Source organism: Rheinheimera sp. MMS21-TC3 (assembly GCF_032229285.1).
GTDB lineage: Bacteria > Pseudomonadota > Gammaproteobacteria > Enterobacterales > Alteromonadaceae > Alishewanella.
This window is the reverse complement of sequence record NZ_CP135084.1, coordinates 738,842-765,637: the sequence shown is the minus strand read 5'-3', so window position 1 is coordinate 765,637 and position 26,796 is coordinate 738,842. Positions and strand designations below refer to the sequence as shown.

The following is a 26,796-nucleotide window of genomic DNA, read 5'->3' as shown; positions in this document are numbered from 1 at the left end:
CGTATCAGAGTATCATTTGTGCAGTCTCCATTTATCTGGCTAGGAATTGGTAAAATGAAAAAAACGTTATTAAGCACTTTATTAGCCTCAACGATAGGCTTACTTAGCTGGCAAACATTCGCTGCTAATGACTTACAAGATATTTATCAGTTAGCAACGCAAAAAGATCCAACGGTATTGCGTTCTGCTGCATCGCGTGACCGTGCTGTAGCTAGCATTGATGTATCACGTGCAGCTTTATTACCAAGTGTTACTGGTCGCGCTGGTTTTAATCGCAGCAGCCAAGACAGCTTTGACTTTGATGGCCCTAACACTTTGTCGGCTAACGTGACTTTGAATCAAAGTTTATTTAGTTGGTCTAATTGGGGCAAGCTTGATCGCGCCGAAAAAGTAGCACTTCAAGTGCAAACCGCTTATGACAGTGAAGTACAAAATTTAATTGTTAGGGTGACTGAAGCCTATTTTAATGTATTAGGTGCCTCTGACGACTTAGGCTTTGCTCAAGCAGAAAAACGTTCTATAGAACGCCAATTAGAGCAAACTAAACAACGCTTTGCCGTCGGTTTAACCGCTATTACCGACGTTCATGAAGCGCAAGCTCAGTTTGACAGTGCCGTAGCTCGTGAAATTGGCGCCGTTAATAAACTAGAAAACATGCGCGAGTTTCTGCGTGAAATAACTGGCCAATACCACCAAGATTTAGCTGAACTTAATACCGACAAATTTGCACCTGGTCTGCCAAGCCCTGAAAAAGTGCAAGATTGGGTTAACTTAGCCCAACAAGACAACTTAGTGCTAAAAAGCCAAAGAGTCTTACTAGACATTGCTAATCAAGATATCGATTTAGCTAAAGCCGGCCATTACCCAACGTTAAACTTAACCGCTAGGCTTGGTGTCAACAAAACCTCTGGTTTTGATAGAAATGATGATAGCTCTATTGGTATTAACCTAGACGTACCTATTTATAGCGGTGGTGGTGTGCAAGCTGGCGTTGCCGTAGCCCAATCAAACTACGTTGAAGTTAGCCAAACTTTAGAGTTAAATCATCGTGCAGTTATCCGCCAAGTACGTAACTCATTTAACGGTGTAAATGCGCAAATATCGTCGATTAAAGCCTTAGAGCAAGCCGTTGTCTCTGCTGAAAGTGCACTTAATGCCACTGAAGCTGGCTTTGAAGTCGGTACTCGTACTATTGTTGACGTGCTACTAAGCACCCGTAATCTATTTGAAGCTCGCCGTAATTTATCCGGTGCTCGTTATAACTACATTGTTACTATGCTGCAATTAAAGCAGGCTGCAGGAAGTTTATCTGAGCAAGATTTATTAGCTATTAATCAAGCGCTAACCAATCAATAATCTGCTATAAATACCAGCTTCAATCTGAAGCTGGTAGCCCTTTAGTCGCTTATACTCATGTTTTAGTACATTATCCCATTATTAATTACTGAGGTTATGCTGTGGTTAACGCCCCTCAATTTAGCTGGTACTTTTTACGGCCTAAGTATTGGTTACTCTGGCTCGGCGCTGGATTATTATGGTTAATCAGCTGGCTGCCCTATTCTGTTTTAATGTGGTTAGGTGCTGGCTTTGGTAAATTACTGTTTAAGTTGCTTAAGTCGCGCCGCAAAGTAGCCTTACGCAATATTCAACTCTGTTTTCCTGATATGCCCGCGAATGAACAGCAACAACTGGTGCAGAAAAATGCGGTTGAAACAGGGCGAGCTTTATTTGATACCGTTATTGGCTGGTGGTGGCCTAGTTGGCGTTTACGTAAATTAGCCCATATTCACGGTTATGAGCATGTTGCAGCAGCCATTGCTGAAGGTAAAGGCATCTTAATGCTAGCCCCTCATGTATTACACTTAGAGGCTGCAGGGCGTATTTTTGGCTTAACTCATCCCAGCATCGGTTTCTATCGGCCTAACAACAATCCTCTGCTAGATTACTTGCAGTATCATGGTCGCAGCCGAGCGAATAAATATATGATAGGCAAGCGTGATGTAAAAGGTTTAATTGCGGCGTTAAATCAAGCAGAAGTCTGTTTCTACTTACCAGATCAAGACTATGGCCGACAACGCGCGGAATTTGTACCTTTCTTTGCCGTACAGCACACCGCCACTACCACTGGTACTTTATTATTTGCTAATGCTGCCAATTGTGTTGTTATACCGGTAATCCCTAGCCGTTTGCCTAATAATAAAGGCTATGAAATACGTATTTTACCCGCACTACAATCTTTCCCTTCTGGAGATAATAAAGCGGATGTTACTCGAGTGAACCAATGGGTAGAGCAAGTTGTATTACAAAACCCTGAACAATATATGTGGCTACATAGACGGTTTAAAACTCGACCTAAGCCTGAGGATGCTTCATTATATAAATAAGTGTATAGCCTAATAGCTGTCAAGAGGTATCACATGTGGTTTTGGATAAGAAACACCGTCTTATTGCTAATTTTAAGTAGTATTGGCTATGTCTTATTAGTACGGCCTGATTTAGTAGATTTTTCTAGCAGAACCAACCAAGCAGCTGAAGGTTTTAGTAATTTTTATAGTAGTATTCGTAGTTCTATTAGTAACAGCGCTAATAAGTTATCTAAATTTAAATTAACACTACCAGATACAAGTGCAGATTTAACCTCGCAATTACAACAGCGTGTAGTAACAGTCATGCCTTTGGAAACAAATTGGCGCGGCCAAGTTACAGACCGCCGCTTTCGTGATGGCGAAACAGTAAAAACAGTTTTAGAACGCTATGCTTCTGAGCAAGATGTTCAATTATATTGGACCTTGCCTCGCGACTATGTGGTAAAGAACTACTTTCAAACTAATAGCAGTTTAATTGGTACTATCTATGATATCAGCCGAGCCATAGCGCCTGATTTTGCTTCACCCGTATTAGCTTATTTTTGCCCACATGAGCGAGCAGCTGTTATCACCGATAAAGCCAATAATTACGTGCAACAACGTTGCATACTTATGCAACAAGATAGCTCTTTCTAGACAGCTAGATTGAGCTTAAATTAACTGTTTTAAATGTCTGTTTTAAATAGTTGCAACCAAACTTCAGCCACTTGCTGCAGTGCTTGCTCTGCGGCATCTACAAGCGGTAAAGTTGCCGGCAATAAAGTTTGTCTATGCCCCATATTTCTTAATGTTTGATAGGCTTGCTGTAATGCTTCCACTTGTGGCGCTGATAATAAACCCACTGCAGCCACGGCATCTAAAATACGGATATTATCACTATAACGATATAATTCAGGGTAGCGCGCGGCATAGGCTAAGACGAGATACTGGCTAATAAACTCTAAATCAATAATACCGCCCACACTATGCTTTAAGTCGAACCGCTCGGCATTATGGTGTTGGCGCAATTTCTGGCGCATTTGCTGTACTTCTGCTGCTAGCTTATTTTGGTCACGCGGCAAGGTTAAAATTTGCTGCCGTATTTGACTAAACTTCTCCGTTAAGTTGCCACTAGAATACACCAGCCTAGCTCGCACTAAAGCTTGATGCTCCCATGTCCAAGCTTGTTGTAACAAATATTCAGCATAAGTATTAATATGAATAGCCAATAGCCCTGAATTACCTGAGGGTCTAAGCCTAGTGTCTACCTCATACAAGACACCACTATTGGTTCTAGTGCTGCATAAATGCAATATCCGTTGCACCAACTTTAAATAGAACTGCCTAGAGTCTATTTGCCGTTGGCCACTAGTCGCAGCCTGACTCTGACATTGATGGACAAAAACCACATCTAGATCTGAGCCATAACCTAACTCTATGCCTCCAAGCTTACCATATGCAATAACAGCTAAGCCTTTGTCTTGTGCAGTAAAGCCGTCTGGCTCACCATAACGCGCAGCCATTTGCTGCCAAGCAATATCTACCACTTGCTCTAGAATTACCTCAGCCAACCAAGTTAAGTGATCACTAACTTGCATTAATGGCAAGACACCACGAATATCCGCTGCGGCAATCCGCAGTTGCTGAGTTTGTTTATACTGACGCAAGGTTTCCATTAACAGTTCAAGATCATCTGTTGGTACCCGCAGTAATAGCTGTCGTAAACGGTCGGCGTAATCTTTTTTGCTAGATACTTGATATAACTGCGCTGGATCAATAAGTTCATCTAACAACATCGGAAACCGCGATAAATGGCGTGCTAACCAGCCACTTTCGGTACATAAAGTGACTAACTGTTGCAAGGCTGCTAAGTTTTCATACAATAATTCTAAATAAGCCGTTCGCGTAACTATTTGTTTAAACACCACTAACACTTGCTCTAATACTACTGGCGCGGATTGTTGTTGCTGTAACATAAATAATAAATGTGGCATTAACTTAGCCAGATATTGTCGACCACGAACGCCTAAACTACGTTTTTGACAATCCTGTTTAAAGTGCTGCAATAACACTATGGTCTGCTTGGCATCTGCCGGCTCAAGCCAATCTATTAACTCTGCAAGTTCAGCCGCATCCTGATCGCTATCCCAAAGTAAGCGGCCAAGTGTAATATCCTGCTCTTCTACATCTTCTTCTATATCTATTACTTGACAAAAATGCTGATGCACCCGTTGCATAGCTTGCTCTATTGCTACAGTCAGGCTTGACCAGTCGGCCACAGATAAGGATGCTAACAATTGCTGTTGTATAGCTTGCTCTTGTGGCAAAGTTTGAGTTTGCTGATCATTAATACCTTGCAATGCTTGCTCAACCTTGCGTAAAAATAAGTAATCAGCTTGCAGCTCTGCCGCTTCTTGCTTAGTGAGTATGTCTTCACTGACTAAAGCAGCTAAGGCGGTTAATAACGAGGTTTGCTGTAATGCTGGGATCCTGCCACCACGAATTAACTGCAACGTTTGAACAACAAATTCAACCTCTCTAATACCACCGACACCAAGTTTAATATTATGTTTACGATTTAAACGCCGATTTTCTTGCTCAATCTGCTGTTTCATGCGCCGCAATGATTCAATAGCAGAAAAATCTATGTAACGCCGATAAATAAAAGGCCGTAATAACTGCTGTAGCTCAGGTGTATAATAGCTATCAGCATTAATTACTCTAGCCTTAAGCATGGCATAGCGTTCCCACTCCCGGCCTTGCTCTTGATAATAATCCTCCATAGCAGCAAAGCTAAGTACCAAAGGCCCGCTATCACCAAAAGGGCGTAAGCGCATATCAACGCGATAGACAAACCCATCAGCTGTTACTTGGTGCAATACAGCTATTAGTTTTTGGCCTAATTTAGTAAAAAACAGTTGGTTTTCAATGCTGCGCTTAGCCCCAGCTGTTTCGCCATGGCATGGATAGGTAAAAATAAGATCGATATCCGACGAAAAGTTAAGCTCTTTACCGCCTAGTTTACCCATACCAAGTATTAATAGCGGTAAGGCTTTACCATCTTTATCTTGTGGTGTGCCCCATTGCAACGCTAGTTGCTGATAAGCCCAGTCATAAGCTGTGTTAATTAAACTATCAGCCAAGGCAGATACTTGAGCTAAGCTAGCTGTAATGTCTTGCAGCTGCAAAATATCGGCGGCTAAAATGGCACTTAACATGGCATTGCGCTGCTGCCGTAGTTGCTTAAACACCTCAGTTTCATCACTAGAGGTCAAGGTTATAGATTTAAGGCCTAGTTCAATATACTGCTGCAAAGCAGCAGTATCGGTTAAAGTTGTCAGCAAAGCAGGCTGCTGTTGCAGTATCTGTTGAATAAAAGTGCTAGCCGCAGTTAATTTAGTTAAATTAGCTAAAGCTTGAGATGACAAAGTTACACCAGTGCTAGTATTAATTCCTTTATCTGTCATGCCACTCTCAATCATAGCCCTCTCCAATTAAGCGTTAGTAAATAAGTACTCACTTATCGCTAAAAGCAATAAATTATACTGCTTACTCTCTAAAACACTTGCATCATCCTGCACCATCTTGGCTAAAGCCATTGCCACGTCATACCATTGCTGTAACGCTTTAATATTATGCACTGAACCTGCTACTGCCGTTAATGCTTGTTGAATAAACTGCAGCGCTGAGCTTGATTGCAACTGTAAAAAACAAGCTTCTGCTTGCTGCAAAGCAGTGATTTGTTGCAATAAGCTATTACCAATAGTGGTAGGTAAAGTTAGCGCTTGATCCTGATATAGCAAATAACCACGAGCCGCTTTACTTAACCAGCCCGTTCGCATAGCTAAGTGACGCATTAAATACCGAGCGATAATAAATAAATGTTTAGCCTCACCAGAAATAAGCTCTAGTTCTACTTCCGAAATAGGTTGGCTTTTACCCTCAGCGATGACCTCTCCTAGATCAAAAACTAATTCAACTTTAGTATTATCATCTAGCTGTAATAACCATCGCTTACGAATAAAGTTAGTACTAAATAGTTTAATTAAACTCTGTTGTAATTGAGCAATAGCCGTCTTATTAGCTGTCTCTTCAGGCCACACTTCTATTGGAAATGCGGCTAATTGAGGTATCACTCCGGAACAAGCTAAGTTATATTCTGGCCTCATTTGTAAAGCGCCATGATGCTTGCCAGCTAATTTAATGGTTTGCTCATAGTTAGCATTTTTTTTACGAGTGCGTAAGCCAAAATCATGTTGGCGAAACCAGTTTTCTTTCGTATCAAAATACGCATTAACTAACTTAGCTTCATCTGTTTGCACTATTGTTGCTATTTCTGACGCTAAAGCAGGTAACTGTTCTGCGGCCTCAGTTGAGATTGAAAATTTCAGTTCCAGTTCAGTTGTCATGCTTTACTCTCTAATATTGCTAACGGATAATCACAGCAGACTCGAAGATTAGGTCTTGTCAAATACAGCACAACTGCCTATCATCGAAAACATCGGTTGCAAAACTGCCTTCGTAAACTAGCTCAGGATACCTATGTTCACATTAAATAAAAGCATATTGCTGGTATTATTTTTATTGCCATTCTCTGTATTTTCACAGCAAACAGCTGATAACCAAGCAGGTACATCGGCTTTTATTAGTGATTCATTATTTGCTTATATCCACTCAGGACCAGGTAAGCAATATCGTATTGTCGGCACTATAAATGCCGGTAAAAGTATAACTTACATTAAACAAGATGATGAATCAGGCTATGCACAAATTAAGTACGATGATGATAAAACTGCGTGGTTACCTAAAGAATACGTTAGCTTTACACCAAGTTTAGCTAACCAGTTAGAACAGCTAAAAACTGACTATGCCAATCATAGTGATATTGTCGCAAAGTTACAGCAGCAGCGCGATAGCCTAAGTGCTGAATTAAGTATTGCTATTAACGAGCGACAACTAGCCCAAGAGCAACTTGAGCAAACTCAACATACTTATACTTTATTAAAAGAACGTTTAGATACTACCCAAAGTTCTATTTGGCAACAACCTATGGTACTTGGTTCTTTAATTTTAATAATAGGATTAATTTTTGGCTTATTATTGCCTATTATTATACCTAGTCGCAAAAACAAAGATCGCTGGATGTAATAGGGCTTTGAGTATCATGGTATAATAACTAGCTCTAGCCAACTGGATTTTCACCAGTTGGCTTAAGTGGTAAACCTTGATCTTGCTTAACCGCTTCAATCACCACATAAGTATGAGTTTGCGCAACGCCTGGTAAGTCAACAATCTTAGCCAGCATACTGCGATAAGCGTCCATATTAGCTAGTCTCAATTTTAATAAATAATCAAAGCCACCTGCGACCATATGGCACTCAGCAACTTGAGGGATTTTAACAACTGCGTCACGAAATTGATTAAAAACATCGCTAGTAGTTCTATCTAAGGTCACTTGGATAAAAACTGCGGTACCACAACCTAGTTTAGCGGCATTAAGTCGGGCACCATAGCCATCAATGTAACCTTCTTTTTCCAGCCGTTTAACACGATCTATACAAGGGCTAGCGCTTAAATTTACTTTTTTTGCTAGCTCAACATTAGAGATTCTGCCATCGCGTTGTAAGGTCTCAAGTATGTTAATATCAATGCGATCAAGAATTTTAGTTTTAACTGAAACTGTCATGGCCGTTACTTTTATGGTTTTTAATGCATTTAACAGCATTTTATAGCGTTAAACAACAAAAATAACTACCCTATACTGCGGAGTTTTCAATAGAATGCCGCATTCTTACCCAATGTCAGGAAGCTTAGTACTATGATGTTTAATGGTTCCCTGGTTGCTACCCAACCGCTGCGTCAAACAATTCGTAATAATTACCGTGCCGATGAAGATAAGGTGCTAGAGTTTTTACTGCCTATCGCTAATATTGGTGTTAATGCTCGTAGCCGGGCTTGGGAGCGCGCACGCCAGCTAGTACTGGGTATTCGCCAAGCCCAGGTGGGTAAAGGTGGCGTTGATGCATTATTAAATGAGTTTTCACTCTCTACTGAAGAAGGCTTAGTACTAATGTGCTTAGCCGAAGCACTATTGCGGGTTCCAGATAATATTACCGCAGATCGCCTGATCCGAGATAAGTTAGCTAACGGTGACTGGGGCGCCCATATCGGCAATAGTAAATCTATTTTTGTTAATATCTCTGCTTGGGGTCTACTACTAACTGGTAAGTTAGTTAATTACAGTGATGAAGACAAAAAGCAGCAATTTAACGTCCTTAAACGTACTTGTGGCCGTTTAGGTGAGCCGGTCATTCGCCAAGCTGTACGTTATGCTATGCAGATAATGGGCGAGCAGTTTGTTATGGGTACTAACATTACTGCGGCACTAGAGCGAGCAACCAAATTAGAAAGCAAAGGCTTCCGTTATTCTTATGATATGTTAGGCGAAGGCGCTCGTACTATGGCCGATGCCGACCGCTATTTTGCCAGCTATATGAACGCCATTGACACTATTGGTAAAGCTGCAAGAGGTCGTGGTCCTTTTAGTAGCCCTGGCATCTCAGTAAAATTATCAGCTATTCATCCCCGCTATGAGTTTGCCAAACGCGATCGTGTAATGGCTGAACTAGTGCCACGTTTAAAATCTTTAGTGCTAGCAGCAAAGGCTTATGATATTAATTTTACTATCGATGCCGAAGAAGCCGACCGGCTAGATTTTTCTTTAGATATTATTGAAGCGGTATTTAGTGATCCAGATTTAGGCGATTGGCAAGGCTTTGGTTTAGCTGTACAGGCATACCAAAAGCGAGGTTTCCACGTTATTGAATGGCTACGTGACTTAACTGTTCGTGTTGGCCGTAAGATGATGGTTCGCCTAGTTAAAGGTGCCTATTGGGATAGCGAAATTAAAGTTTGCCAAGTTGAAGGCTTTGCTGGTTTCCCGGTCTTCACTCGTAAACCTTCTACCGATGTGTCATATCAGGCTTGTGCTAAAAAATTATTAGAATATCGCGATACTATTTATCCACAATTTGCCACCCATAATGCTTACACTGTTGCCACCATTATGGAAATGACCAAAGACTATACAGGCTTTGAGTTCCAGTGTTTACACGGTATGGGCGATGCTTTATACGACACTATTGTAAATGATGATAAAATTCCTTGTCGTATCTATGCTCCTGTGGGTGAACATGCTGATTTATTAGCTTATTTAGTTCGTCGCTTATTAGAAAATGGTGCAAATAGCTCTTTTGTTAATAACATTATTGATGAGACAATTCCGGTTGAGTCTCTCCTGACCGATCCGGTTGAAGTAGTGTCTGGTTGGCAACATAAAGCGAATAAAAGTATTCCACAAGCCGCCCATTTATATGGTGCAGAACGTTTAAACTCCAACGGTTTAGATCTTACTGATGTTGATGAAATAACGGCTGTAAAAAACGTTATGGATCAATGGCTACCCACCTTACATAATATGCCTGTGCAAGAAAATGCCACTGCTGTAACGAATCCTGCTAATTTAGATGAAGTTATTGGCTATATCCGCCATGCAGATGCAGAAGAGATGCAGCAAATTATTAGCCAAGCTGATGCAGCTTTTCAGGACTGGTCACAGACAGAGGTTACTGAGCGAGCCAATCTATTACGCCGCGTCGGTGATTCTCTAGAACAACACCGTGATGAGCTTTTAGCACTATGTATCAAAGAAGCCGGTAAAACAGCATTAGACAGTATTGCTGAAGTACGAGAAGCTATCGACTTTTGTCGCTATTATGCCGCCCGTGCTGAGCTGCTATTTGCTGAACCACAGCAAGCCCGCGGCGTATTTTTATGCATAAGCCCTTGGAACTTCCCTTTAGCTATTTTCTTAGGCCAAGTAGCTGCAGCTATAGTTGTAGGTAACACTGTTGTTGCTAAGCCAGCAGAGCAAACAAGTTTAGTCGCTATGCGCACTTTAGAGCTTATGCTTGAGTGCAGCATGCCAGAACATGTAGTACAACTCGTTATTGCACCTGGCCGTGCCGTAGGTGAACATATTGTGCCTGATTTGCGCATTCAAGGCGTCATGTTTACCGGCTCAACCGAAACAGGGTGTTGGATTGCCCGCAAGCTAGCTGAGCGCGGTGGCGAACCAGTACCTTTGATTGCAGAAACTGGCGGTCAAAACTGCATGATAGTTGACTCTACGGCTTTACCAGAACAAGTGGTTGATGATGTTATTTCTTCAGGCTTCCAAAGTGCCGGCCAACGCTGTTCTGCTCTTAGAGTGCTTTTTTTACAAGAAGATGTCGCTGACAACATTATTACTATGCTTAAAGGTGCCATGGCTGAGCTAAAAGTAGCTGATCCTGCTTACTTAGACACCGACCTTGGCCCAGTAATTGATGCTAAAGCGCACGAGCGTTTAACCAGCCATGTTCAGTACTTGCATGATAAAGCAACTTTACATTACAGCTGTGAAATACCCGCAGGTGATAATCATTATTTCTTTGCCCCTCATCTATATGAGATCAGCGATTTAACAGTGCTAGAGCGCGAAGTTTTTGGCCCTGTAGTACATATCATTCGTTTTAAAGCTGAAGAAGTAGATAAGGTTATTCAGCAAATTAACGCTACTGGTTATGGCTTAACTATGGGTGTTCATAGCCGTATTGATCAGTTTACTAAGCAAATTACTCGCGATATTAAAGCAGGTAATATTTACGTTAACCGTAATATGATTGGTGCTGTTGTAGGTGTCCAACCTTTTGGTGGTCGGGCTTTATCAGGTACAGGCCCCAAAGCAGGTGGCCCGCTGTATATCACTCGTTTAGTTAAAGATAACGATAATACAGATTGCCCTGAGTTAGCACCTGAGACTAGGCTACGTTTATTAAGCGAAACAACCAGTAGTGCCGTTGCTTATGCTATGCCTGTTGCCGCTATAGCACAACAGCAATGGTCACAAATTAATATTAATCAGCGCACTTCTGTATTAAGGCAGTTTTTAGCTTTACTCGCCTCTAATACTGTAGTGAATAAAAATGAACCAGACCTAGAAAAGATTTTAACCCTAGCACAGAAAAAGCTTCAACGTGTTGAACGTGAATTACAAAAGCCGATCACCTTACCAGGGCCAACAGGTGAATCTAATCAATTAACCTTAGATCCCCGTGGTACTGTGGCTTTAATTCGTGATGAAACCAGTTCATTTCAACATTGGTTATTAGCTATTATTACCGCTTTAGCAACAGGTAATGCCGTAATAACAGCCGTAGAAGAGCAAGACTTACTAGAAGCCGAAGCCTGTATAAAAGCCCTAATTCAAGCCGGCATGCCTATGCATTTAGTGGCTGCTGTTCGCATAGACTGCTTAACTACCTTATTAGCTCATGTTGATTTAGCAGGGGCCATGGTGGAAGTAAGTAGCGCAGTTAAGCCTTTATGTGCTGAGTTACTAGCAAGCCGTGAAGGGGCTATATTACCTTTAATAACGTCACCAGCAGGTCCTCGCTTATTACAACGCTTAGTAACTGAAAAAACTATCACCATTAACACTACGGCTGCAGGCGGTAATGCAACCTTAATGACCATGGAAGACAACTTAGCCTAGGCTAAGTCTATATAAAGCTGCCAGCCTACTTTATTGCGGCTGGCAGCTTTATTTTCTAATAACACCTTTCTCCGCCTAATTTAGCGCTATAATTATATCTATTCCTGCTCTGAATTATTCTTAATATGGCATTTCATAACTAAAGAAGTTAGAATGATGTTAAATTAAACGGTCACTACCGTTATATAGTTATCTTATAATCAATCTGCTTTTAGGCGGTCTATGGCATTTACACCCGTTACTATTTCTGAATTATCACCCGGTAGCTTTGTGGTGCAAGTTTTAGAGCAAAGTGGTGATATTGCGGTAAAACACGCAGGCTGGGTAAGAACAAACTCTGCTATTGAGCTGTTACGAAGTAAAGGGGTACAAGTTGTTCTTGTTGACCCCAGTAAGCACCTTATGCCTGCAGAACAGGCCAAAACTGATGCTGAAGCTTCTCCCAGTAAAGAAGCTGTGGTTGAGCCGGTATTGTTTGCCGATGAGCAACCTCGAGCAGAGCGAATCATTAAGCAGGCACATCAAGTACAACGTCATATATTGGATGCTGCTCAGCATGAAAAAAAGATAGATCTTAGCCTAGTGCATGAAGTTAGTGCTGGGATATCAGATTCTATTACCCGCAATCAAGACGTATTATTATTTTTAATGCGCATAGCAGAACAAAGTGACGCCTTGTTACAACATAGTATTAATTGTGCTATTTACATTGCTGCTTTTGCTCGTTATCTCAATTTACCTATAGATAAAATTCAAGCCCTAATCACTGCAGCATTACTGCATGACATTGCTAAAGCCAATTTTGCGGATCCTATGCAACAAGCCGATCACCTTAGTGTTTCTGCAAGTTTAAAGTTATTACACAAACATCCTCAACTGGCAGGCGGGATCTCATTATGGATTGGTCAGCATTGTGCCCATATAGATGGTTCAGGTTACCCCAAAATTACGGCTTTGCACATTGACCCTGGCAGCAGAATGTTAGCTATTGTTAATAATTATGAGAAGCTGACTTCGACCCAGCAAGGTAAGTTAGACCCCTTAGCCGCTTCTAGGCAATTGTTACAACTGGCACCTAAACAATTAGATGAAACACTATTGCAGCAGTTTATTAAATGTATAGGCATCTACCCACCAGGCTCAGTGGTCAAATTAAGTAGTGGCAAGCTAGCCTTAGTGTTAGAAAACAATGTTAAAAAGCCTTTATTACCTAAAGTTAAGCTGTTTTATCACAGTGTTCATCAGCATCATATTCCAGTAAAAATACTAGATTTAGCTAAACAGCACGAAGAAAGCATAGATGCCTGCATCAACCTAAGTAGTTATGGTTTAGATATTAAAAACTACCTTTAATTAGGCGTCCAGCTTGATAAAGCAGCCATACTAAATAAGGTGTTGTTATAATCTAGTAACACAAATTGTGCCGTAATCTGTTTAATTTTAATATCTGCGGTTAGCCACTGGTTTTCTTGTAAAGTTTTACCATTCACCTTCACCCAGCGCTGTGCAGACGAAGTAGCATACACATGAGCTTCAAAACTTATACGAGGTATAGTTTGCCTAATTTCTAGCGCTAACTCACTAATATCAGCCGCAGGAGCCTCTTTACTTCGCCGTGACGGTACTGAGCTAGCATGCTCTGTCGCTTGTAGTGCTGAGGCAAATTTATCTCGAAGTTCGGCTGAAATCTCTACCGGCGTTGTCTCAACAATATTATCATTTACTGCACGTTCAGCCTCAATCAACTCCTCAGTTACAGTTGCGCTTGCTGCTGGATTATCGGTTACAGTTACGGTTACAACCGGATCCTGTCCTGTAAAAACGGCTATCGGTTCTTTTGGTGCTAATTCTACTAAGCTATTAGTTTCTGGCACTACTTTTACACTATCAAGTGCTAGCAGTATTTGCTCTGGTTTTGCTTTAACACTCACCTCTTCACTCACTATGACTGGGCTGGCGGTTAACTTTGGTTGTAAAAAATAGCCGACTGTTGCCCCTATTAGTAAGGCTAACAACACACCTAATATAATAGCAATATTGCGCCACATATTACTGCTAGGCGGTACAACTGTAGCCGGTTGCTGCTGTTTTAACGCATCCATTAAAATTGACATAGTGGTCTCTGCTTTATTATTTTTGCTTATCAACAGTATTTAACTATTACTGCAGAATGGTCATCAGTATTAAGGCTAAACTAAAACCAAGTACTACAGCCGCCGTCCCAACTAATGGCCAAAACCAACTAGGTAAAGTAGCTGTTTTAGCGCTATCAGACAGCGGTAAAATCTCACTCGCCGCACGTAACACTAATTTATCATTAACTAAGGCTTGTTGCTGACTATAAGCCGCTAGCAATGCTCGGTCTGCCATTAAGTTAACTAACCGCGGAATACCGCCACTTAGTTGATACAGCTTTTTAATAGCGGCAGCATTAAAAATTGGCCTTTCGCAACCTGCCACTTTTAACCTATAACTTAAATATTGCTGCACTTCATGCTGGTTTAATGGTAACAAATGATATCTTGCCGTAATACGCTGAGCTAGCTGGCGTAAATCATTACGTTTTAACAACTGCTGCAATTCTGGCTGGCCAATTAAAATAACTTGTAATAGTTTTCGGGTATTAGTTTCTAAATTGGTCAATAGACGTAACTGCTCTAACACTGCAGGCTGTAAGTGCTGAGCCTCATCAATAATCAATAAGGTTTGTTTTCCTTGCTGATGATTTTTTAATAAACGCTGCTTAATTTTATCACCAAGCAGCTTGAGACTCGCATCTGATTTTTTATAGCGTATTTTTAATTCATCACAAATAGCAGCCAATAGTTCTAGCTCGGACAAGGTCGGGTTTAATATAAACGCCACTTGGGCATTTTCGTCTAACTCTTGCAATAAGCAGCGAGATACCGTGGTTTTACCAGTGCCTACTTCACCGGTTAATAATACAAAGCCACCGGCATCACCTAAGCCATAGCGCAAATGTGCTAAAGCTTCAGCATGGCGCGGGCTTAAATAAAGAAAGTCAGGGTTAGGCGCAATTGAAAAAGGTGCGCTGATTAAGCCGAAAAATCCGGTATACATGATGCTTCCTAGCGGTTAAGTCACTGCAATTTGTTACAACAGCGCTATAATGGCAAAAAAATAGCAAACAGGAAAGCTAATGCAAATTTATCTAGTTGGTGGCGCAGTACGCGATACACTTTTAAACTACCCCTTTACAGAACGAGATTGGGTGGTAGTAGGCGCGACGCCGCAACAACTGTTAGATTTAGGCTACCAGCAAGTTGGTAAAGACTTTCCTGTGTTTCTGCACCCTAAAACTAAAGAAGAATATGCACTGGCTCGTACTGAGCGTAAAAATGGTCAAGGCTATACCGGTTTTGCCGTTTATGCTGATAGCGATGTTACACTAGAACAAGATCTAATGCGTAGAGATCTAACAATCAATGCTATTGCTAAACACGAAAATGGCCAGTTAGTTGATCCTTTCTCTGGCCTTGAAGATATTAAAAACAAAGTATTGCGCCATGTTTCCCCCGCCTTTAGTGAAGATCCCCTGCGTGTGCTACGGGTTGCTCGCTTCTATGCTCGTTATGCTCATTTAGGTTTTACCGTTGCGGATGAAACCTTAGCTTTAATGGCTGATATAAGCCAAAGTGGTGAGCTAAACACTATTAGCCCTGAGCGGATCTGGGTTGAAACTGCTAAAGCCCTACAAGAACGTAACCCGGAAGCTTTTATTCAGCTGTTACAGCAAACCTCTGCTTTAAGCCAGTTAATGCCTGAAGTAGCGGCACTCTGGGGTGTGCCGCAACCTGAAAAGTGGCACCCAGAAATAGATACCGGCATTCATACCTTATTAGTGTTAGAACAAGCGGCAAAATTAAGCCCGCGGTTAGATATACGCTTTGCCGCTTTAGTGCATGATGTAGGTAAAGGCGCAACTAATCCTATTAATTGGCCAGCCCATCATGGCCATGACCATAGTGGTTTAAAGTTAATAGAAGCACTGTGCCAGCGCCTACGTGTACCTAATGACTGCAAAGACTTAGCACTTTTGGTTTGTCAGTATCATCAAATAATTCACCAGGCCTTTGAGCTAAAGCCGGCCACTGTCTTAAAAATGTTTAACAACATTGATTTATGGCGCAAGCCAGAGCGCTTAAATGCCATCTTGCTTGCTTGTACTGCAGATATGCGTGGTCGCACCGGCTTTGAGCAAGCAGAATATCCACAAGCCGACTATTTAACCTGTTTAGCTGAGGCTGCGCGTCAAGTTAATGCCCAAGAAGTAATAGCAGAAGGGGTTAGTGGTCCCGACATTAAAGCCGCCTTACAGCAGCGGCGTTTAGATGTATTAACAACCGCCAAACAAAAATGGTTAAATTTACAATAACTCGCAGTATACAGGCGACTTAGCTGACAGATTGGCTTAGGACAATAAAAAGAACAGCGCCTAACACTAAACGATAAATAACAAAGGGCAACATGCCCATGCGATTAATAACTTTTAAAAATAAGTGAATACAAATTAAAGCGCTAACAAAAGATAGTCCAGTGCCTAGTAAAATAGCATTTACGTCATAGTTAGTTGGCGTTGATACTAGCTTTAAGCCTTGGTAGCCGCCGCTTAAAATAATAATAGGAATAGATAATAAAAATGAAAACCTAGCGGCGTTTACCCGATCTAGGCCTAACATTAAAGCCGCTGTCATTGTTATACCAGAGCGTGAAGTACCTGGAATTAAAGCTACAGCTTGCGCTATGCCTATAAGCAAGGCTTGGCGCCAAGTTATGCTTTCCATGCTTTGAATTTGCTTGGCTTTAGCATCCGCTAACCACAAGGCTAAGCCAAAGACGATAGTTGTTACCGCTATAACATAAGGTGAGCGTAAATAAAGCTCAATTAAATCGGCTGCAAACAAGCCAGCTAACCCAGCTGGAATAGTAGCTAAAATTACCCACCACGCTAATTTGCTTTCGGTACTATGCTGGCCAGCTAAGGACTTGACCCAGCCTAAGGTTAAATTGGCAATATCTTGACGAAAATACAACATTACCGCGAATAAGGTCCCAACATGAACCGCGACATCAAATACGATACCTTGATCTTGCCAACCCAAAATTGCCGATGGCAAAATAAGATGAGCAGACGAAGAAATAGGTAAGAACTCGGTTAAGCCTTGAATAATAGCTAAGATAATAACTTCAATTGTACTCACTAAGATTAACTCCAATCAAACGGCACTGGCCATAACTTTTGTTGTTTTGCATAATTACGCCATAACTCAGCATAGCTTTTCTTAGTTATAGGGTGAATTTGCTGCGGGGCAATTTCAGCTAATGGCCATAGCACAAAAGCATTTTCCGTTATCTCTGCCCGCGGTAATTGTACCGGTTGTTGGCAAATTAAATCATCATAAGTTAGCAAATCTAAATCTAAGGTTCGTCCGCTAAAGCGCTCTGCTGTTCGGTCACGGCCATACTTATCTTCAATCTGCTTAAATAAACTTTTACATTCTAGTATCGATAAGCCTGTATTAGCACCGACCACTAAGTTATAAAAACTATCTCCGCAAAAACCGACGGCTTCACTTTCATAAACAGAAGATAATTGTAAAGCACCTAAATGTTGCTCTAAAGCCTTCACACCCTGACGAATATGACGGTCACGATCCATATTACTGCCAACACTAATATAAATTAGTGCCATTAGCTGTTACCTCGGCCGTTTTTACTGCGCATAATGCTAACACCTACGGTTTCTGCATTTGCTAAAGCATCTGGTTTACACACAGTCACTTTAACTAAGCTAGTCGCAAACTCCGTCAGTAACAAATCAGCAACTTGCTCTGCTACTGTTTCAATTAATTCTATCGGTTTAGCTGTTATAAATTGCTGTACACGCTGGCTAATAACCGCATAATCTAACGCCTGACGAATATCATCATCCGCTGCTGCGCTACGAATATCAGTACTTAGCTCTAAGTCAATTAACAAGCGCTGTTGAATACTTTTTTCCCACTCATAAACGCCAATTACCGTATTAATTTGTAGCTGCTTTATAAAAACTATGTCCATTTGGTTAATCCGCATTGCGTTATTTCTGGTTTCAGGTAGGCTGGTCGGGTAGATAAAAGCGTTAAAACCCTGTTCTGTGCTAGCCGAAAAGCAAGGTATAATCTTAACGTAAAAACTGGTGTTGAGGAACCGCAATTAATGACCCTGCTAATAGGAATTATGCTGCTAAGTGCTTACCTGTGCGGTTCCATCTCATCTGCAGTACTGGTTAGTCAACTATTCCGGTTACCTGATCCTAGAACTCACGGTTCTTGCAACCCTGGTGCCACTAATGTTTTGCGCTTAGGCGGTAAATTTCCCGCCAGTCTTGTTCTAGTTTTTGATTTACTTAAAGGTACTATTCCAGTTTGGGGCTCATATTTTTTAAATATCGAACCTTTATACCTAGGACTAATCGCCGTTAGCGCCTGTATTGGCCATATTTTCCCTATTTTCTTTAACTTTCAAGGCGGCAAAGCAGTAGCAACCGCTTTTGGTGCCATGCTGCCTATCGGCTTAGATCTAGGCGGTTTATTACTGGCTAGCTGGATGTTACTCGTAGCAATAACCGGTTACTCTTCGCTTGCGGCTATTGTAACTGTTAGCTTAGCACCATTATTTACTTGGTTTATTAAGCCTTTATATACCTTGCCAGTATCTATGCTTAGCCTGTTAATTATTTTGCGCCATCATGAAAATATTGTCCGCTTATGGCGCGGCAAAGAAAGTAAAGTGTGGGACAAAACTAAATAGCCGGTAATTCCTGCATTGGCCAACGAGGTGTTACACCTATGGTTAAATCTTGCTGCTGGCCAGCCGCTAGTCGCTGATAACCAGCATAAGCAATCATGGCGCCATTATCAGTACAAAACTCTTTGCGCGGATAAAACACTTCACCGCCAAAACGCCTTAATAATACCGTTAACTGCGCACGTAAAGAGGTATTAGCACTAACACCACCGGCAATAACCAGACGCTTATAGCCCGTTTGCTCTAAGGCACGTTTACACTTAATCACTAAGGTATCAACTACCGCTTGCTGAAATGACGCTGCAATATTAGCTTGTACTTCTGGGCTGTTGCCTTCTTTAGCAATCACATTAGCCGCTGAGGTTTTTAAACCACTAAAGCTAAAGTCTAAACCTGGACGATCTGTCATTGGTCGTGGAAAACGATATTTTTTAGCATCACCTTGCAGGGCTAATTTTGCTAACAAAGGGCCACCAGGATAATCTAAACCCATTAATTTTGCTGTTTTATCAAAGGCTTCGCCAGCAGCATCGTCAATAGACTCACCTAATAACTGATACTGGCCTATACCTTCTACCGCTACTAACTGAGTGTGGCCCCCCGACACTAGCAAGGCTAAAAACGGAAACTGCGGCGCATTGTCTTCTAGCATAGGGGCTAATAAATGCCCTTCCATATGGTGCACAGCTAATGCTGGTTTTTGCCACGCCATAGCTAAAGAACGGCCTATAGTCGCACCCACTAATAAGGCACCAGCTAAGCCAGGGCCTGCCGTGTAAGCTACGCCATCAATACTAGCTGCATCACAATTAGCTTCTGCTAATGCTTGTTTGATTAAAGGAATTGTTTTACGAATATGATCACGAGATGCCAGCTCTGGCACTACACCGCCATAATCAGCATGAATAGGAATTTGGCTATACAACACATGACTGAGTAAACCTTTTTCACCATCATAAATAGCAATACCGGTTTCATCACAAGAAGTCTCAATACCTAAAACTCGCATCTACGTCTCAATTTTGTTAGAATAGCCGCATATTGTAGCGTTTCTCTGGCTCTAGAGCTAGAGATGAGATTTAGATCGCGGAATGGCTTTACATCGGCCTACCTTTTTGCGTAAAATGCTGCACCATTTTTAATACTATTGGTTCAATGATAACCAATTTGGCCTGAGGTGAGAAATTTAATGCCTGTAGTTAAAGTAAAAGAGAACGAACCCTTTGACGTAGCCTTACGTCGCTTTAAACGCTCATGTGAAAAAGCTGGCGTATTAGCAGACGTACGTGCAAAAGAATTCTACGAGAAGCCTACTTGGATCCGTAAACGTAAGAAAGCAGCAGCAGTTAAGCGTCATGCTAAAAAACTGTCACGCGAAAACTCACGTCGTATCAAGCTTTACTAAGATTTCACTAGTAAAGCTGCGCGTACCTACTAAATTTAAGCTTATATAAGCTTAATACTGCTAAATAGTTATTATTAATACATTAGCAAGAAAAAGTTAGTATTGCACAAGCCGACATCTGCATACCGTGCTCGCAAGGCACGGTTTGTCTTTTTCTGAATAACTGTGAAGGAAAAAGGTGGCCGGACAAATTCCCAGACAATTTATCGATGACTTACTAGCCCGCACCGATATAGTCGAACTTATAGATAGCCGTGTACCGTTAAAAAAAACCGGTAGAAATTATGCTGCCTGTTGTCCTTTTCATAATGAAAAATCCCCCTCTTTTACGGTAAGCCCTGATAAACAATTTTATCATTGCTTTGGCTGTGGTGCTAACGGCAATGCCATTACTTTTTTAATGGAATTTGAACAACTAGAGTTTGTTGAAAGCATTGAAGAGCTTGCACAAATTCATCATCTTGAAGTGCCACGTGAGCAAAGTTTGCACCCGCAACGCCCTACTGCTCAAGCTGATGATTACAGCCTAATGCAACAAGCTACAGACTTTTATCAACAACAGTTACAACAGCACCCTAACAGTGCGAGCGTGAAAGATTATTTAGCGAAGCGTGGTCTTAGCCAACAAACTATTAGCGACTTTGCCATAGGCTATGCACCAGATGGCTGGGACAACTTATTAAAACGGCTAAGCCCTAGCAATAATAAAGCGTTGCGTGAACAATTAATTGAACTGCGGTTAATTAATCGCAGCGACAATGGTCGTGAATATGACTTTTTCCGCCAGCGGTTAATGTTTCCTATTCGTGATCGTCGTGGTCGTGTTATTGCTTTTGGTGGCCGAATTTTAGGTGATGGCACACCTAAATATTTAAATTCACCTGAAAGTCGCTTGTTTCATAAAGGCCGTGAATTATATGGCTTATATGAAGCACGTCAGCAACCTGGCCATTTAGAGCAAGTATTAGTGGTTGAAGGCTATATGGATGTTGTCGCTTTAGCCGAGCAAGATATTCGCTTCGCTGTTGCTTGTTTAGGCACAGCCACAACTAGCGAACATATGCACACCCTATTTCGCTATACACCACGAGTAGTTTGTTGTTATGACGGCGACCGCGCGGGGTTAGATGCCGCTTGGCGAGCACTGCAAAGCGCACTGCCAAAGTTAAAAGATGGCGTAGAGTTAAACTTTGTGTTTTTACCAGAAGGTGAAGACCCAGACTCATTAGTACAAAAAGAAGGCAAAATAGCCTTTTTACAACGCATCCAAGATGCAGTGCCATTAACCCAATATTTTTTCCAGCGTTTAATGCAAGAGCATAACCCGGCAACCGACGCGGGGAAATCAGCTTTATCAGTACAAGCTACGGAATTAATTAAACAAATACCCAGTGATTTTTACCGAGATACTTTATTAGATAAGCTAGCAAATTTACTAGGCCAAACCAGACAGCAGCAAAAAAAAACCAGCTTTAAATCAGCGAATAAATTAAAACCTGCTAAAATTAAAATCACGCCAATGCGCAGAGCTATTGGTTTATTGCTACAGTACCCCAACTTAGTAAATATAATGCCTAACGCACCTGAGCTTGCACACAGCAATATACCAGGTATAGGCCTCTTACTTGCTTTACAACAAAGGTTACAACAGCAGCCGTCACAAACCACGGCACAATTACTAGAATGCTGGCGAGATTTACCTGAGCATAATATTTTGCTAAAACTTGCATCATGGCAACACCAAATTGAACCGGAGCAATTGTCGCAAGAATTTGTCGACACGTTCCATTCAATAGAAGACCAATATCTACAACAAAGGCTTGAAGCCCTTGAGCGTAAAGATAAGCTAGAACAGCTATCAAAAGTAGAGTGGCATGAATATAAATTATTATTACAAGCGCTGAAAAGCAAAAAACCAAAGCTTGCGAATTAATGCTGCTGGCTAGAAAAGCCGCAGTTTGTTATAATCACTAGTTCGCAATTTTACATTAATCAAATTGGTGGAAGATACGTCTCTATGGATCAAAATCCTCAGTCGCAGTTAAAACTCCTGATCGTGAAAGGTAAAGAGCAAGGTTATCTAACTTTTGCTGAAGTTAACGATCACCTTCCACAAGATATTATCGATTCGGATCAGATTGAAGATATCATCCGCATGATCAACGATATGGGCATTCAAGTATTTGAAAGCGCCCCTGATGCCGATGATTTAATCATGGCAGATGCTAATACTGATGAAGATGCAGTTGAAGAAGCCGCACAAGCATTAGTTAGCGTTGATAAAGAATTGGGTCGGACAACGGACCCAGTACGAATGTACATGCGTGAAATGGGCACAGTTGAACTGTTAACCCGCGAAGGCGAAATCGTTATCGCAAAACGTATTGAAGAAGGTATTAATACCGTACAGTCTTCGGTTGCAGAATACCCAGAAGCGATTACCTATTTACTAGAGCAGTGGGATAAGTATGAAGCTGAAGAAATTCGTTTAAGTGACATTGTTAGCGGCTTTATTGACCCTAATGAAATTGAAGACGCGCCTGTTATTGGCACCAATATTGGTTCAGAAGTACCACAAAACAAGCGTGACGACAAAGATAAAGACGACGACGAAGACGACGACGAAGAGGAAGAAGAAGAGGAAGAAGTTGATACCGGTCCAGATCCTGAGCTAGCTCGGGAAAAATTCACGGAATTACGCGCTCAATATGAGATAACCAGAAATTCTATTGAAAAAAATGGCCGTGAACATCCAACAACTAAAACTGAAATTGAAGCCTTAAGCGAAATATTCCGCTGTTTCCGTTTAGTACCTAAACAGTTTGATCGTCTTGTTAAAAGCATGCGCGAAATGATGGGCCATGTTCGAGTACAAGAGCGGTTAATCTTAAAGCATTGTGTTGAGTATGCAAAAATGCCGAAAAAAGCCTTTGTTAAAGCTTTTACCGGCACTGAATCATCAACCGCTTGGTTAGATGCTGAACTTGCAGCGGGTAAACCTTACTCAGCTAAATTGCAAGAAATGCAGGAAGAACTGTTTCGTTGTATCGAAAAACTTAAAAAAGTTGAAGAAGAAACCGGTTTAAGCATTGCTAGCATTAAAGATATCAACCGTCGTATGTCTATCGGTGAAGCTAAAGCACGCCGTGCTAAAAAAGAAATGGTTGAAGCCAACTTACGTTTAGTTATTTCTATCGCTAAAAAATACACTAACCGTGGTTTACAATTCTTAGATTTAATCCAAGAAGGTAATATCGGCTTAATGAAGGCCGTAGATAAATTTGAATACCGTCGTGGTTATAAGTTCTCAACTTATGCTACCTGGTGGATACGCCAAGCTATTACGCGCTCAATCGCAGACCAAGCGCGCACTATCCGTATTCCAGTGCATATGATTGAAACTATTAACAAGCTAAACCGAATCTCACGGCAAATGCTGCAAGAAATGGGACGCGAAGCCACACCAGAAGAGTTATCAGAACGCATGTTAATGCCAGAAGATAAGATCCTAAAAGTGTTAAAAATCGCTAAAGAGCCTATTTCAATGGAAACCCCTATTGGTGATGACGATGATTCCCACTTAGGTGACTTTATTGAAGACTCAGGTGGCGAGTCACCATTAGACTCTGCAACTATCGAAAGCTTAAAAAATGCCACTAATGAAGTACTGGCCGGCTTAACCCCGCGTGAAGCTAAAGTACTACGTATGCGTTTTGGTATTGATATGAATACCGACCACACCTTAGAAGAAGTAGGTAAGCAATTCGACGTAACCCGAGAACGTATTCGTCAAATTGAAGCAAAAGCGCTGCGTAAGCTCCGCCACCCTTCACGCTCAGAAGTTTTAAAAAGCTTCTTAGACGAATAAAACCCGCTAAAATAAAGGCGCCACAGGCGCCTTTATTATTTATTTAGCGTAAAAGCTTAAAAAGTAAGCAGTCAAACCACTTTAAACACACAAGGCAGATGACAAAGCAGTTAAAAGTTTTTATACTGCCCTCGCTTTCTAAAAAGCTGCTACAAAAGTTTCACATGGCCCCATAGCTCAGTTGGTTAGAGCGCTCGACTCATAATCGATCGGTCGCTGGTTCGAGTCCAGCTGGGGCCACCATTTTTAAAGGCTTTTCGCTTTAACTACTTTCTGAAGATAGCCCGATTCTACCTCTACGCTACAGATATCCTAACGAAATATTTATCTTTCTTCCAAGAAAAGCTTTAACACTGCTTGTGTAGCTTCTTACGCTACTAATCATAAAAGATTTTTATATTAGTTAGGCTCATTATGAGTTTTATTGACATTAAAGATAAAGCAAAGCAACTTGCCCTCAGGCGTACTCCATCGGTTGTAAAAGGAATCTTTTGGCGAATTGTTACCAACAATGCAAAACTGATCCACTATAACAATTGAAATCTGATCCACTTGTTTTCACTATGGTGCTTTTTCGGAGGCACCTTGATCACAAAAGAAGAGCTCATGAAAATTCAGATTTTGCACCAACAAGGCCTGTCCCAACGTGCTATTGCTAAACAACTTGGCATCTCGCGTAACACGGTTAAGCGCTACCTTCGAGCCGCATTAGATACGCCCGTTTACACAGCGCGAGCTAAAGGCCGTTCATTGCTTGAACCCTATAAATCATTCTTACATTCGCGTATTACGCAAGCTAAACCGGTACACCTTTCTGGTGAAGTATTATTTCGTGAAGTCAAAGAACTCGGTTATACCGGTAGTTTGTCTTTATTGAGACAATATTTATATCAATACCGTGGTAAGCCCATACCAGAGCCGGTTGTGCGGTTTGAAACCGAAGTCGGTAAACAAATGCAGGTAGACTGGGGGCAAATGCGAGGTGGCAAGCAGCCCATTCATGCGTTTATCGCCGTTTTAGGCTTTAGTCGTGCGATGATGGTGGTCTTCACCGATAACATGCGCTACGACACACTTGAACATTGTCATCGCTTAACATTTGACTACTTCCAAGGTATTCCCCGCGAAGTATGGTACGACAATATGAAAACGGTTGTCGTTGAGCGCAATGCCTATGGAGAAGGCCAGCACAAGCTTAATCAGGCATTTTATCAGTTTGCTAAAAGCATGGGGTTTATTCCCAAACTGTGCCATACCTACCGACCACAAACCAAGGGCAAAGTTGAACGAATGGTACGTTATGTCCGTGATAACTTTTTTAGGCCGTTCAATACAAAGTTAATGGCATTAGGGCAAACATTAGATGTGCAGAGTGCGAATGAAGAGGTTGTGATATGGCTTGAAACGGTGGCGCATCAGCGTATTCATGACACCACTAAACAAAAACCTGCTGAGCGGCTCATTGAAGAGCGCAAGGTATTACAGGCGTTACCGCCGTTAATATTACCCCTTGTTGCTTCACTGGATACGAGCGTCCCCTTGCCATCACTAAGGGTATTTAATCAGCAACCACTACATCATGACCTTAGTGTTTATGACCAGCTGATGGAGGCCATATGAACCTACAATTATCGCGAATTAGTGCGCTTAGTGCAGAGTTACAACTCGCCGGCATTGATACTAATGCCTGTGATTTAGCTCAGCAAGCCGCCAAAGAAGAGTGGGATTATCTGAGCTTTTTAGAGCAAGCGCTTTTATGTGAAAAGCGCTCACGCCATCAACGCAAACAACATATGTTTACTCGAATGGCCGGTTTTCCTGGAAACAAAACATTAGAGGGCTTTGATTTTAGCTTCGCCACCGGTGTACCTAAAAAACAGGTAACAGAATTAGCCTCGCTGTCCTTTATTGAACGACAAGAGAACGTTGTCATGCTGGGGCCATCAGGCGTTGGCAAAACGCATATCGCCATTGCCTTGGGTTATAAAGCCGTACAAGCTGGTATCAAAACCCGCTTTATCAGTGCATCAGATTTAATCCTGCAACTTGCCACAGCACAGCGGCAAGAAAACTATAAGCAGGTTATGCAGCGCTCAGTCATTGCGCCAAGATTGCTTATTATCGATGAAATCGGTTATCTGCCGTTCAATGCACATGAAGCTAAATTGCTGTTTGATGTGATAGCAAAACGCTATGAAAAAGGCTCAGTAATATTAACAAGCAACTTACCCTTTGGTCAGTGGGGACAAGTGTTTGCAAATGACACTGCGCTTACATCAGCCATGTTAGACAGAGTTTTACATCACTCTCATATCTTACAAATTAAAGGAGATAGTTACCGAATTAAGGAAAAGAAACAAGCCGGATTAATGGATAAACCCAAGGAGTAGTGGATCACTTTTAAATTGTTGGGGTGGATCACTATTGGATTGTTGTTGACAATAACCTTGAAACATTGGCTATCCGGCGTTCTTTACTTCAGGCAGAAAACCGCAGAGTATGGATTGTGTTGGAGCTAAATTCGTGGGGATCCCTCAGGACCTGACCCCAATTGATATTCATGACCCCAATTGATATTCAACAGCAGCCCCACTATGAAACAATGCCTGTGTATACTACCGCCCCTCTAACCCGTCTAACGAAGCAAAACAAAACACAGTGACTGTTGATAAAGACTTTCATCAGCACTTCACCTGGTTTGGTATTGCCTTTGTTGTGTTTATAGGCGTTTCATCCTGGCTAATCTGGCGAAAATGACATTCGTTTTCTAACA

Annotated in this window: 22 protein-coding genes and 1 tRNA gene; 14 read left to right on the top strand and 9 right to left on the bottom strand. The window is 41.6% G+C overall.

Features of this window, described 5'->3' with window-relative positions; all coding sequences use genetic code 11:
• Nucleotides 1–54: 54 nt before the first annotated feature.
• From tolC to RDV63_RS03930, 3 genes are all read left to right on the top strand, one after another.
• Nucleotides 55–1,356, top strand: coding sequence for an outer membrane channel protein TolC (gene tolC / locus RDV63_RS03940; RefSeq protein ID WP_313908217.1), 1,302 nt, complete (start codon nucleotides 55–57; stop codon nucleotides 1,354–1,356).
• A gap of 101 nt (nucleotides 1,357–1,457) precedes the next feature.
• A complete protein-coding gene (gene lpxL, locus RDV63_RS03935) occupies nucleotides 1,458–2,384 on the top strand; it encodes an LpxL/LpxP family Kdo(2)-lipid IV(A) lauroyl/palmitoleoyl acyltransferase (protein WP_313908216.1) in 927 nt (308 codons plus the stop codon).
• A 33-nt stretch (nucleotides 2,385–2,417) separates the two neighbouring features.
• Nucleotides 2,418–3,002, top strand: coding sequence for a TcpQ domain-containing protein (locus tag RDV63_RS03930; RefSeq protein WP_313908215.1), 585 nt, complete (start codon nucleotides 2,418–2,420; stop codon nucleotides 3,000–3,002).
• A gap of 29 nt (nucleotides 3,003–3,031) precedes the next feature.
• On the opposite strand, the gene glnE is transcribed toward RDV63_RS03930, so the two are convergent.
• On the bottom strand, nucleotides 3,032–5,827 hold the full coding sequence (gene glnE / locus RDV63_RS03925) for a bifunctional [glutamate--ammonia ligase]-adenylyl-L-tyrosine phosphorylase/[glutamate--ammonia-ligase] adenylyltransferase (protein ID WP_313908214.1): 2,796 nt from the start codon (nucleotides 5,825–5,827) through the stop codon (nucleotides 3,032–3,034).
• 12 nt (nucleotides 5,828–5,839) lie between these two features.
• Nucleotides 5,840–6,754 (bottom strand): CYTH domain-containing protein, encoded by a 915-nt coding sequence (locus tag RDV63_RS03920; RefSeq protein ID WP_313908213.1) that lies wholly within the window; start codon nucleotides 6,752–6,754, stop codon nucleotides 5,840–5,842.
• 133 nt (nucleotides 6,755–6,887) lie between these two features.
• Here RDV63_RS03920 and RDV63_RS03915 point away from each other — a divergent pair, with 133 nt between their 5' ends.
• Nucleotides 6,888–7,493, top strand: coding sequence for a TIGR04211 family SH3 domain-containing protein (locus tag RDV63_RS03915; protein ID WP_313908212.1), 606 nt, complete (start codon nucleotides 6,888–6,890; stop codon nucleotides 7,491–7,493).
• A 34-nt stretch (nucleotides 7,494–7,527) separates the two neighbouring features.
• On the opposite strand, the gene RDV63_RS03910 is transcribed toward RDV63_RS03915, so the two are convergent.
• Nucleotides 7,528–8,031: a winged helix-turn-helix transcriptional regulator gene (locus RDV63_RS03910; protein ID WP_313908211.1), complete on the bottom strand. Its 504-nt coding sequence runs from the start codon at nucleotides 8,029–8,031 to the stop codon at nucleotides 7,528–7,530.
• 132 nt (nucleotides 8,032–8,163) lie between these two features.
• On the opposite strand from RDV63_RS03910, the gene putA reads away from it, so the two are divergent.
• Nucleotides 8,164–11,940, top strand: a complete 3,777-nt coding sequence (gene putA / locus RDV63_RS03905; RefSeq protein WP_313908209.1) for a bifunctional proline dehydrogenase/L-glutamate gamma-semialdehyde dehydrogenase PutA — start codon at nucleotides 8,164–8,166, stop codon at nucleotides 11,938–11,940.
• A gap of 222 nt (nucleotides 11,941–12,162) precedes the next feature.
• Nucleotides 12,163–13,293: an HD-GYP domain-containing protein gene (locus RDV63_RS03900; protein ID WP_313908207.1), complete on the top strand. Its 1,131-nt coding sequence runs from the start codon at nucleotides 12,163–12,165 to the stop codon at nucleotides 13,291–13,293.
• Here the strand turns inward: RDV63_RS03900 and RDV63_RS03895 are convergent.
• Both RDV63_RS03895 and RDV63_RS03890 read right to left on the bottom strand, forming a co-directional pair.
• Entirely contained in the window at nucleotides 13,290–14,054 is a 765-nt protein-coding gene (locus RDV63_RS03895; RefSeq protein WP_313908205.1) for a general secretion pathway protein GspB, read from the bottom strand. The two genes, RDV63_RS03900 and RDV63_RS03895, sit on opposite strands and share 4 nt — an antisense overlap.
• A gap of 46 nt (nucleotides 14,055–14,100) precedes the next feature.
• Nucleotides 14,101–15,021 carry an ExeA family protein gene (locus tag RDV63_RS03890; RefSeq protein WP_313908203.1) on the bottom strand — a complete coding sequence of 307 codons (921 nt, stop codon included), beginning with the start codon at nucleotides 15,019–15,021 and terminating at the stop codon, nucleotides 14,101–14,103.
• A 79-nt stretch (nucleotides 15,022–15,100) separates the two neighbouring features.
• Here RDV63_RS03890 and RDV63_RS03885 point away from each other — a divergent pair, with 79 nt between their 5' ends.
• Nucleotides 15,101–16,336: a multifunctional CCA addition/repair protein gene (locus tag RDV63_RS03885; protein ID WP_313908201.1), complete on the top strand. Its 1,236-nt coding sequence runs from the start codon at nucleotides 15,101–15,103 to the stop codon at nucleotides 16,334–16,336.
• Between the two features lie 19 nt (nucleotides 16,337–16,355).
• Here RDV63_RS03885 and RDV63_RS03880 read toward each other — a convergent pair whose 3' ends face one another.
• The 3 genes from RDV63_RS03880 to folB are packed head-to-tail and all read right to left on the bottom strand — an operon-like array spanning nucleotide 16,356 to nucleotide 18,021.
• Nucleotides 16,356–17,162 (bottom strand): undecaprenyl-diphosphate phosphatase, encoded by an 807-nt coding sequence (locus RDV63_RS03880; RefSeq protein ID WP_313908199.1) that lies wholly within the window; start codon nucleotides 17,160–17,162, stop codon nucleotides 16,356–16,358.
• Between the two features lie 5 nt (nucleotides 17,163–17,167).
• Nucleotides 17,168–17,653, bottom strand: a complete 486-nt coding sequence (gene folK / locus RDV63_RS03875; RefSeq protein ID WP_313908198.1) for a 2-amino-4-hydroxy-6-hydroxymethyldihydropteridine diphosphokinase — start codon at nucleotides 17,651–17,653, stop codon at nucleotides 17,168–17,170.
• Nucleotides 17,653–18,021: a dihydroneopterin aldolase gene (folB, locus tag RDV63_RS03870; protein WP_313908197.1), complete on the bottom strand. Its 369-nt coding sequence runs from the start codon at nucleotides 18,019–18,021 to the stop codon at nucleotides 17,653–17,655. Before folB ends, folK begins: the two co-directional genes overlap by 1 nt.
• A gap of 138 nt (nucleotides 18,022–18,159) precedes the next feature.
• Here folB and plsY point away from each other — a divergent pair, with 138 nt between their 5' ends.
• Nucleotides 18,160–18,753, top strand: a complete 594-nt coding sequence (gene plsY, locus RDV63_RS03865; protein ID WP_313908196.1) for a glycerol-3-phosphate 1-O-acyltransferase PlsY — start codon at nucleotides 18,160–18,162, stop codon at nucleotides 18,751–18,753.
• Here the strand turns inward: plsY and tsaD are convergent.
• A complete protein-coding gene (tsaD, locus tag RDV63_RS03860) occupies nucleotides 18,746–19,759 on the bottom strand; it encodes a tRNA (adenosine(37)-N6)-threonylcarbamoyltransferase complex transferase subunit TsaD (RefSeq protein ID WP_313908194.1) in 1,014 nt (337 codons plus the stop codon). The genes plsY and tsaD overlap by 8 nt on opposite strands.
• Before the next feature lie 180 nt (nucleotides 19,760–19,939).
• On the opposite strand from tsaD, the gene rpsU reads away from it, so the two are divergent.
• The 6 genes from rpsU to istB all read left to right on the top strand — a co-directional run bounded on the left by rpsU (nucleotide 19,940) and on the right by istB (nucleotide 26,413).
• Entirely contained in the window at nucleotides 19,940–20,155 is a 216-nt protein-coding gene (rpsU, locus tag RDV63_RS03855) for a 30S ribosomal protein S21 (protein ID WP_313908193.1), read from the top strand.
• Between the two features lie 178 nt (nucleotides 20,156–20,333).
• Nucleotides 20,334–22,088 carry a DNA primase gene (gene dnaG / locus RDV63_RS03850; RefSeq protein WP_313908192.1) on the top strand — a complete coding sequence of 585 codons (1,755 nt, stop codon included), beginning with the start codon at nucleotides 20,334–20,336 and terminating at the stop codon, nucleotides 22,086–22,088.
• An 84-nt stretch (nucleotides 22,089–22,172) separates the two neighbouring features.
• The gene (gene rpoD, locus RDV63_RS03845) at nucleotides 22,173–24,023 is read left to right on the top strand and encodes an RNA polymerase sigma factor RpoD (RefSeq protein WP_313908191.1); all 1,851 of its coding nucleotides are present in this window, start codon (nucleotides 22,173–22,175) and stop codon (nucleotides 24,021–24,023) included.
• A gap of 166 nt (nucleotides 24,024–24,189) precedes the next feature.
• Nucleotides 24,190–24,266, top strand: a tRNA-Ile gene (locus tag RDV63_RS03840).
• 342 nt (nucleotides 24,267–24,608) lie between these two features.
• Complete coding sequence (istA, locus tag RDV63_RS03835; protein WP_313908190.1) at nucleotides 24,609–25,643, top strand: IS21 family transposase; 1,035 nt, start codon at nucleotides 24,609–24,611, stop codon at nucleotides 25,641–25,643.
• Entirely contained in the window at nucleotides 25,640–26,413 is a 774-nt protein-coding gene (gene istB, locus RDV63_RS03830; protein WP_070049612.1) for an IS21-like element helper ATPase IstB, read from the top strand. Before istA ends, istB begins: the two co-directional genes overlap by 4 nt.
• The last annotated feature ends 383 nt before the right edge of the window (nucleotides 26,414–26,796 follow it).

What these genes read in the sequence shown, in the direction of transcription:
- tolC (WP_313908217.1), top strand. Translation starts at nt 55, where the DNA reads ATGAAAAAAACGTTATTAAGCACTTTATTAGCCTCAACGATAGGCTTA.
- RDV63_RS03930 (WP_313908215.1), top strand. Translation starts at nt 2,418, where the DNA reads ATGTGGTTTTGGATAAGAAACACCGTCTTATTGCTAATTTTAAGTAGT.
- glnE (WP_313908214.1), bottom strand. Translation starts at nt 5,827, where the DNA reads ATGATTGAGAGTGGCATGACAGATAAAGGAATTAATACTAGCACTGGT.
- RDV63_RS03920 (WP_313908213.1), bottom strand. Translation starts at nt 6,754, where the DNA reads ATGACAACTGAACTGGAACTGAAATTTTCAATCTCAACTGAGGCCGCA.
- RDV63_RS03915 (WP_313908212.1), top strand. Translation starts at nt 6,888, where the DNA reads ATGTTCACATTAAATAAAAGCATATTGCTGGTATTATTTTTATTGCCA.
- RDV63_RS03910 (WP_313908211.1), bottom strand. Translation starts at nt 8,031, where the DNA reads ATGACAGTTTCAGTTAAAACTAAAATTCTTGATCGCATTGATATTAAC.
- putA (WP_313908209.1), top strand. Translation starts at nt 8,164, where the DNA reads ATGATGTTTAATGGTTCCCTGGTTGCTACCCAACCGCTGCGTCAAACA.
- RDV63_RS03900 (WP_313908207.1), top strand. Translation starts at nt 12,163, where the DNA reads ATGGCATTTACACCCGTTACTATTTCTGAATTATCACCCGGTAGCTTT.
- RDV63_RS03895 (WP_313908205.1), bottom strand. Translation starts at nt 14,054, where the DNA reads ATGTCAATTTTAATGGATGCGTTAAAACAGCAGCAACCGGCTACAGTT.
- RDV63_RS03890 (WP_313908203.1), bottom strand. Translation starts at nt 15,021, where the DNA reads ATGTATACCGGATTTTTCGGCTTAATCAGCGCACCTTTTTCAATTGCG.
- RDV63_RS03885 (WP_313908201.1), top strand. Translation starts at nt 15,101, where the DNA reads ATGCAAATTTATCTAGTTGGTGGCGCAGTACGCGATACACTTTTAAAC.
- folK (WP_313908198.1), bottom strand. Translation starts at nt 17,653, where the DNA reads ATGGCACTAATTTATATTAGTGTTGGCAGTAATATGGATCGTGACCGT.
- folB (WP_313908197.1), bottom strand. Translation starts at nt 18,021, where the DNA reads ATGGACATAGTTTTTATAAAGCAGCTACAAATTAATACGGTAATTGGC.
- plsY (WP_313908196.1), top strand. Translation starts at nt 18,160, where the DNA reads ATGACCCTGCTAATAGGAATTATGCTGCTAAGTGCTTACCTGTGCGGT.
- tsaD (WP_313908194.1), bottom strand. Translation starts at nt 19,759, where the DNA reads ATGCGAGTTTTAGGTATTGAGACTTCTTGTGATGAAACCGGTATTGCT.
- rpsU (WP_313908193.1), top strand. Translation starts at nt 19,940, where the DNA reads ATGCCTGTAGTTAAAGTAAAAGAGAACGAACCCTTTGACGTAGCCTTA.
- rpoD (WP_313908191.1), top strand. Translation starts at nt 22,173, where the DNA reads ATGGATCAAAATCCTCAGTCGCAGTTAAAACTCCTGATCGTGAAAGGT.
- istB (WP_070049612.1), top strand. Translation starts at nt 25,640, where the DNA reads ATGAACCTACAATTATCGCGAATTAGTGCGCTTAGTGCAGAGTTACAA.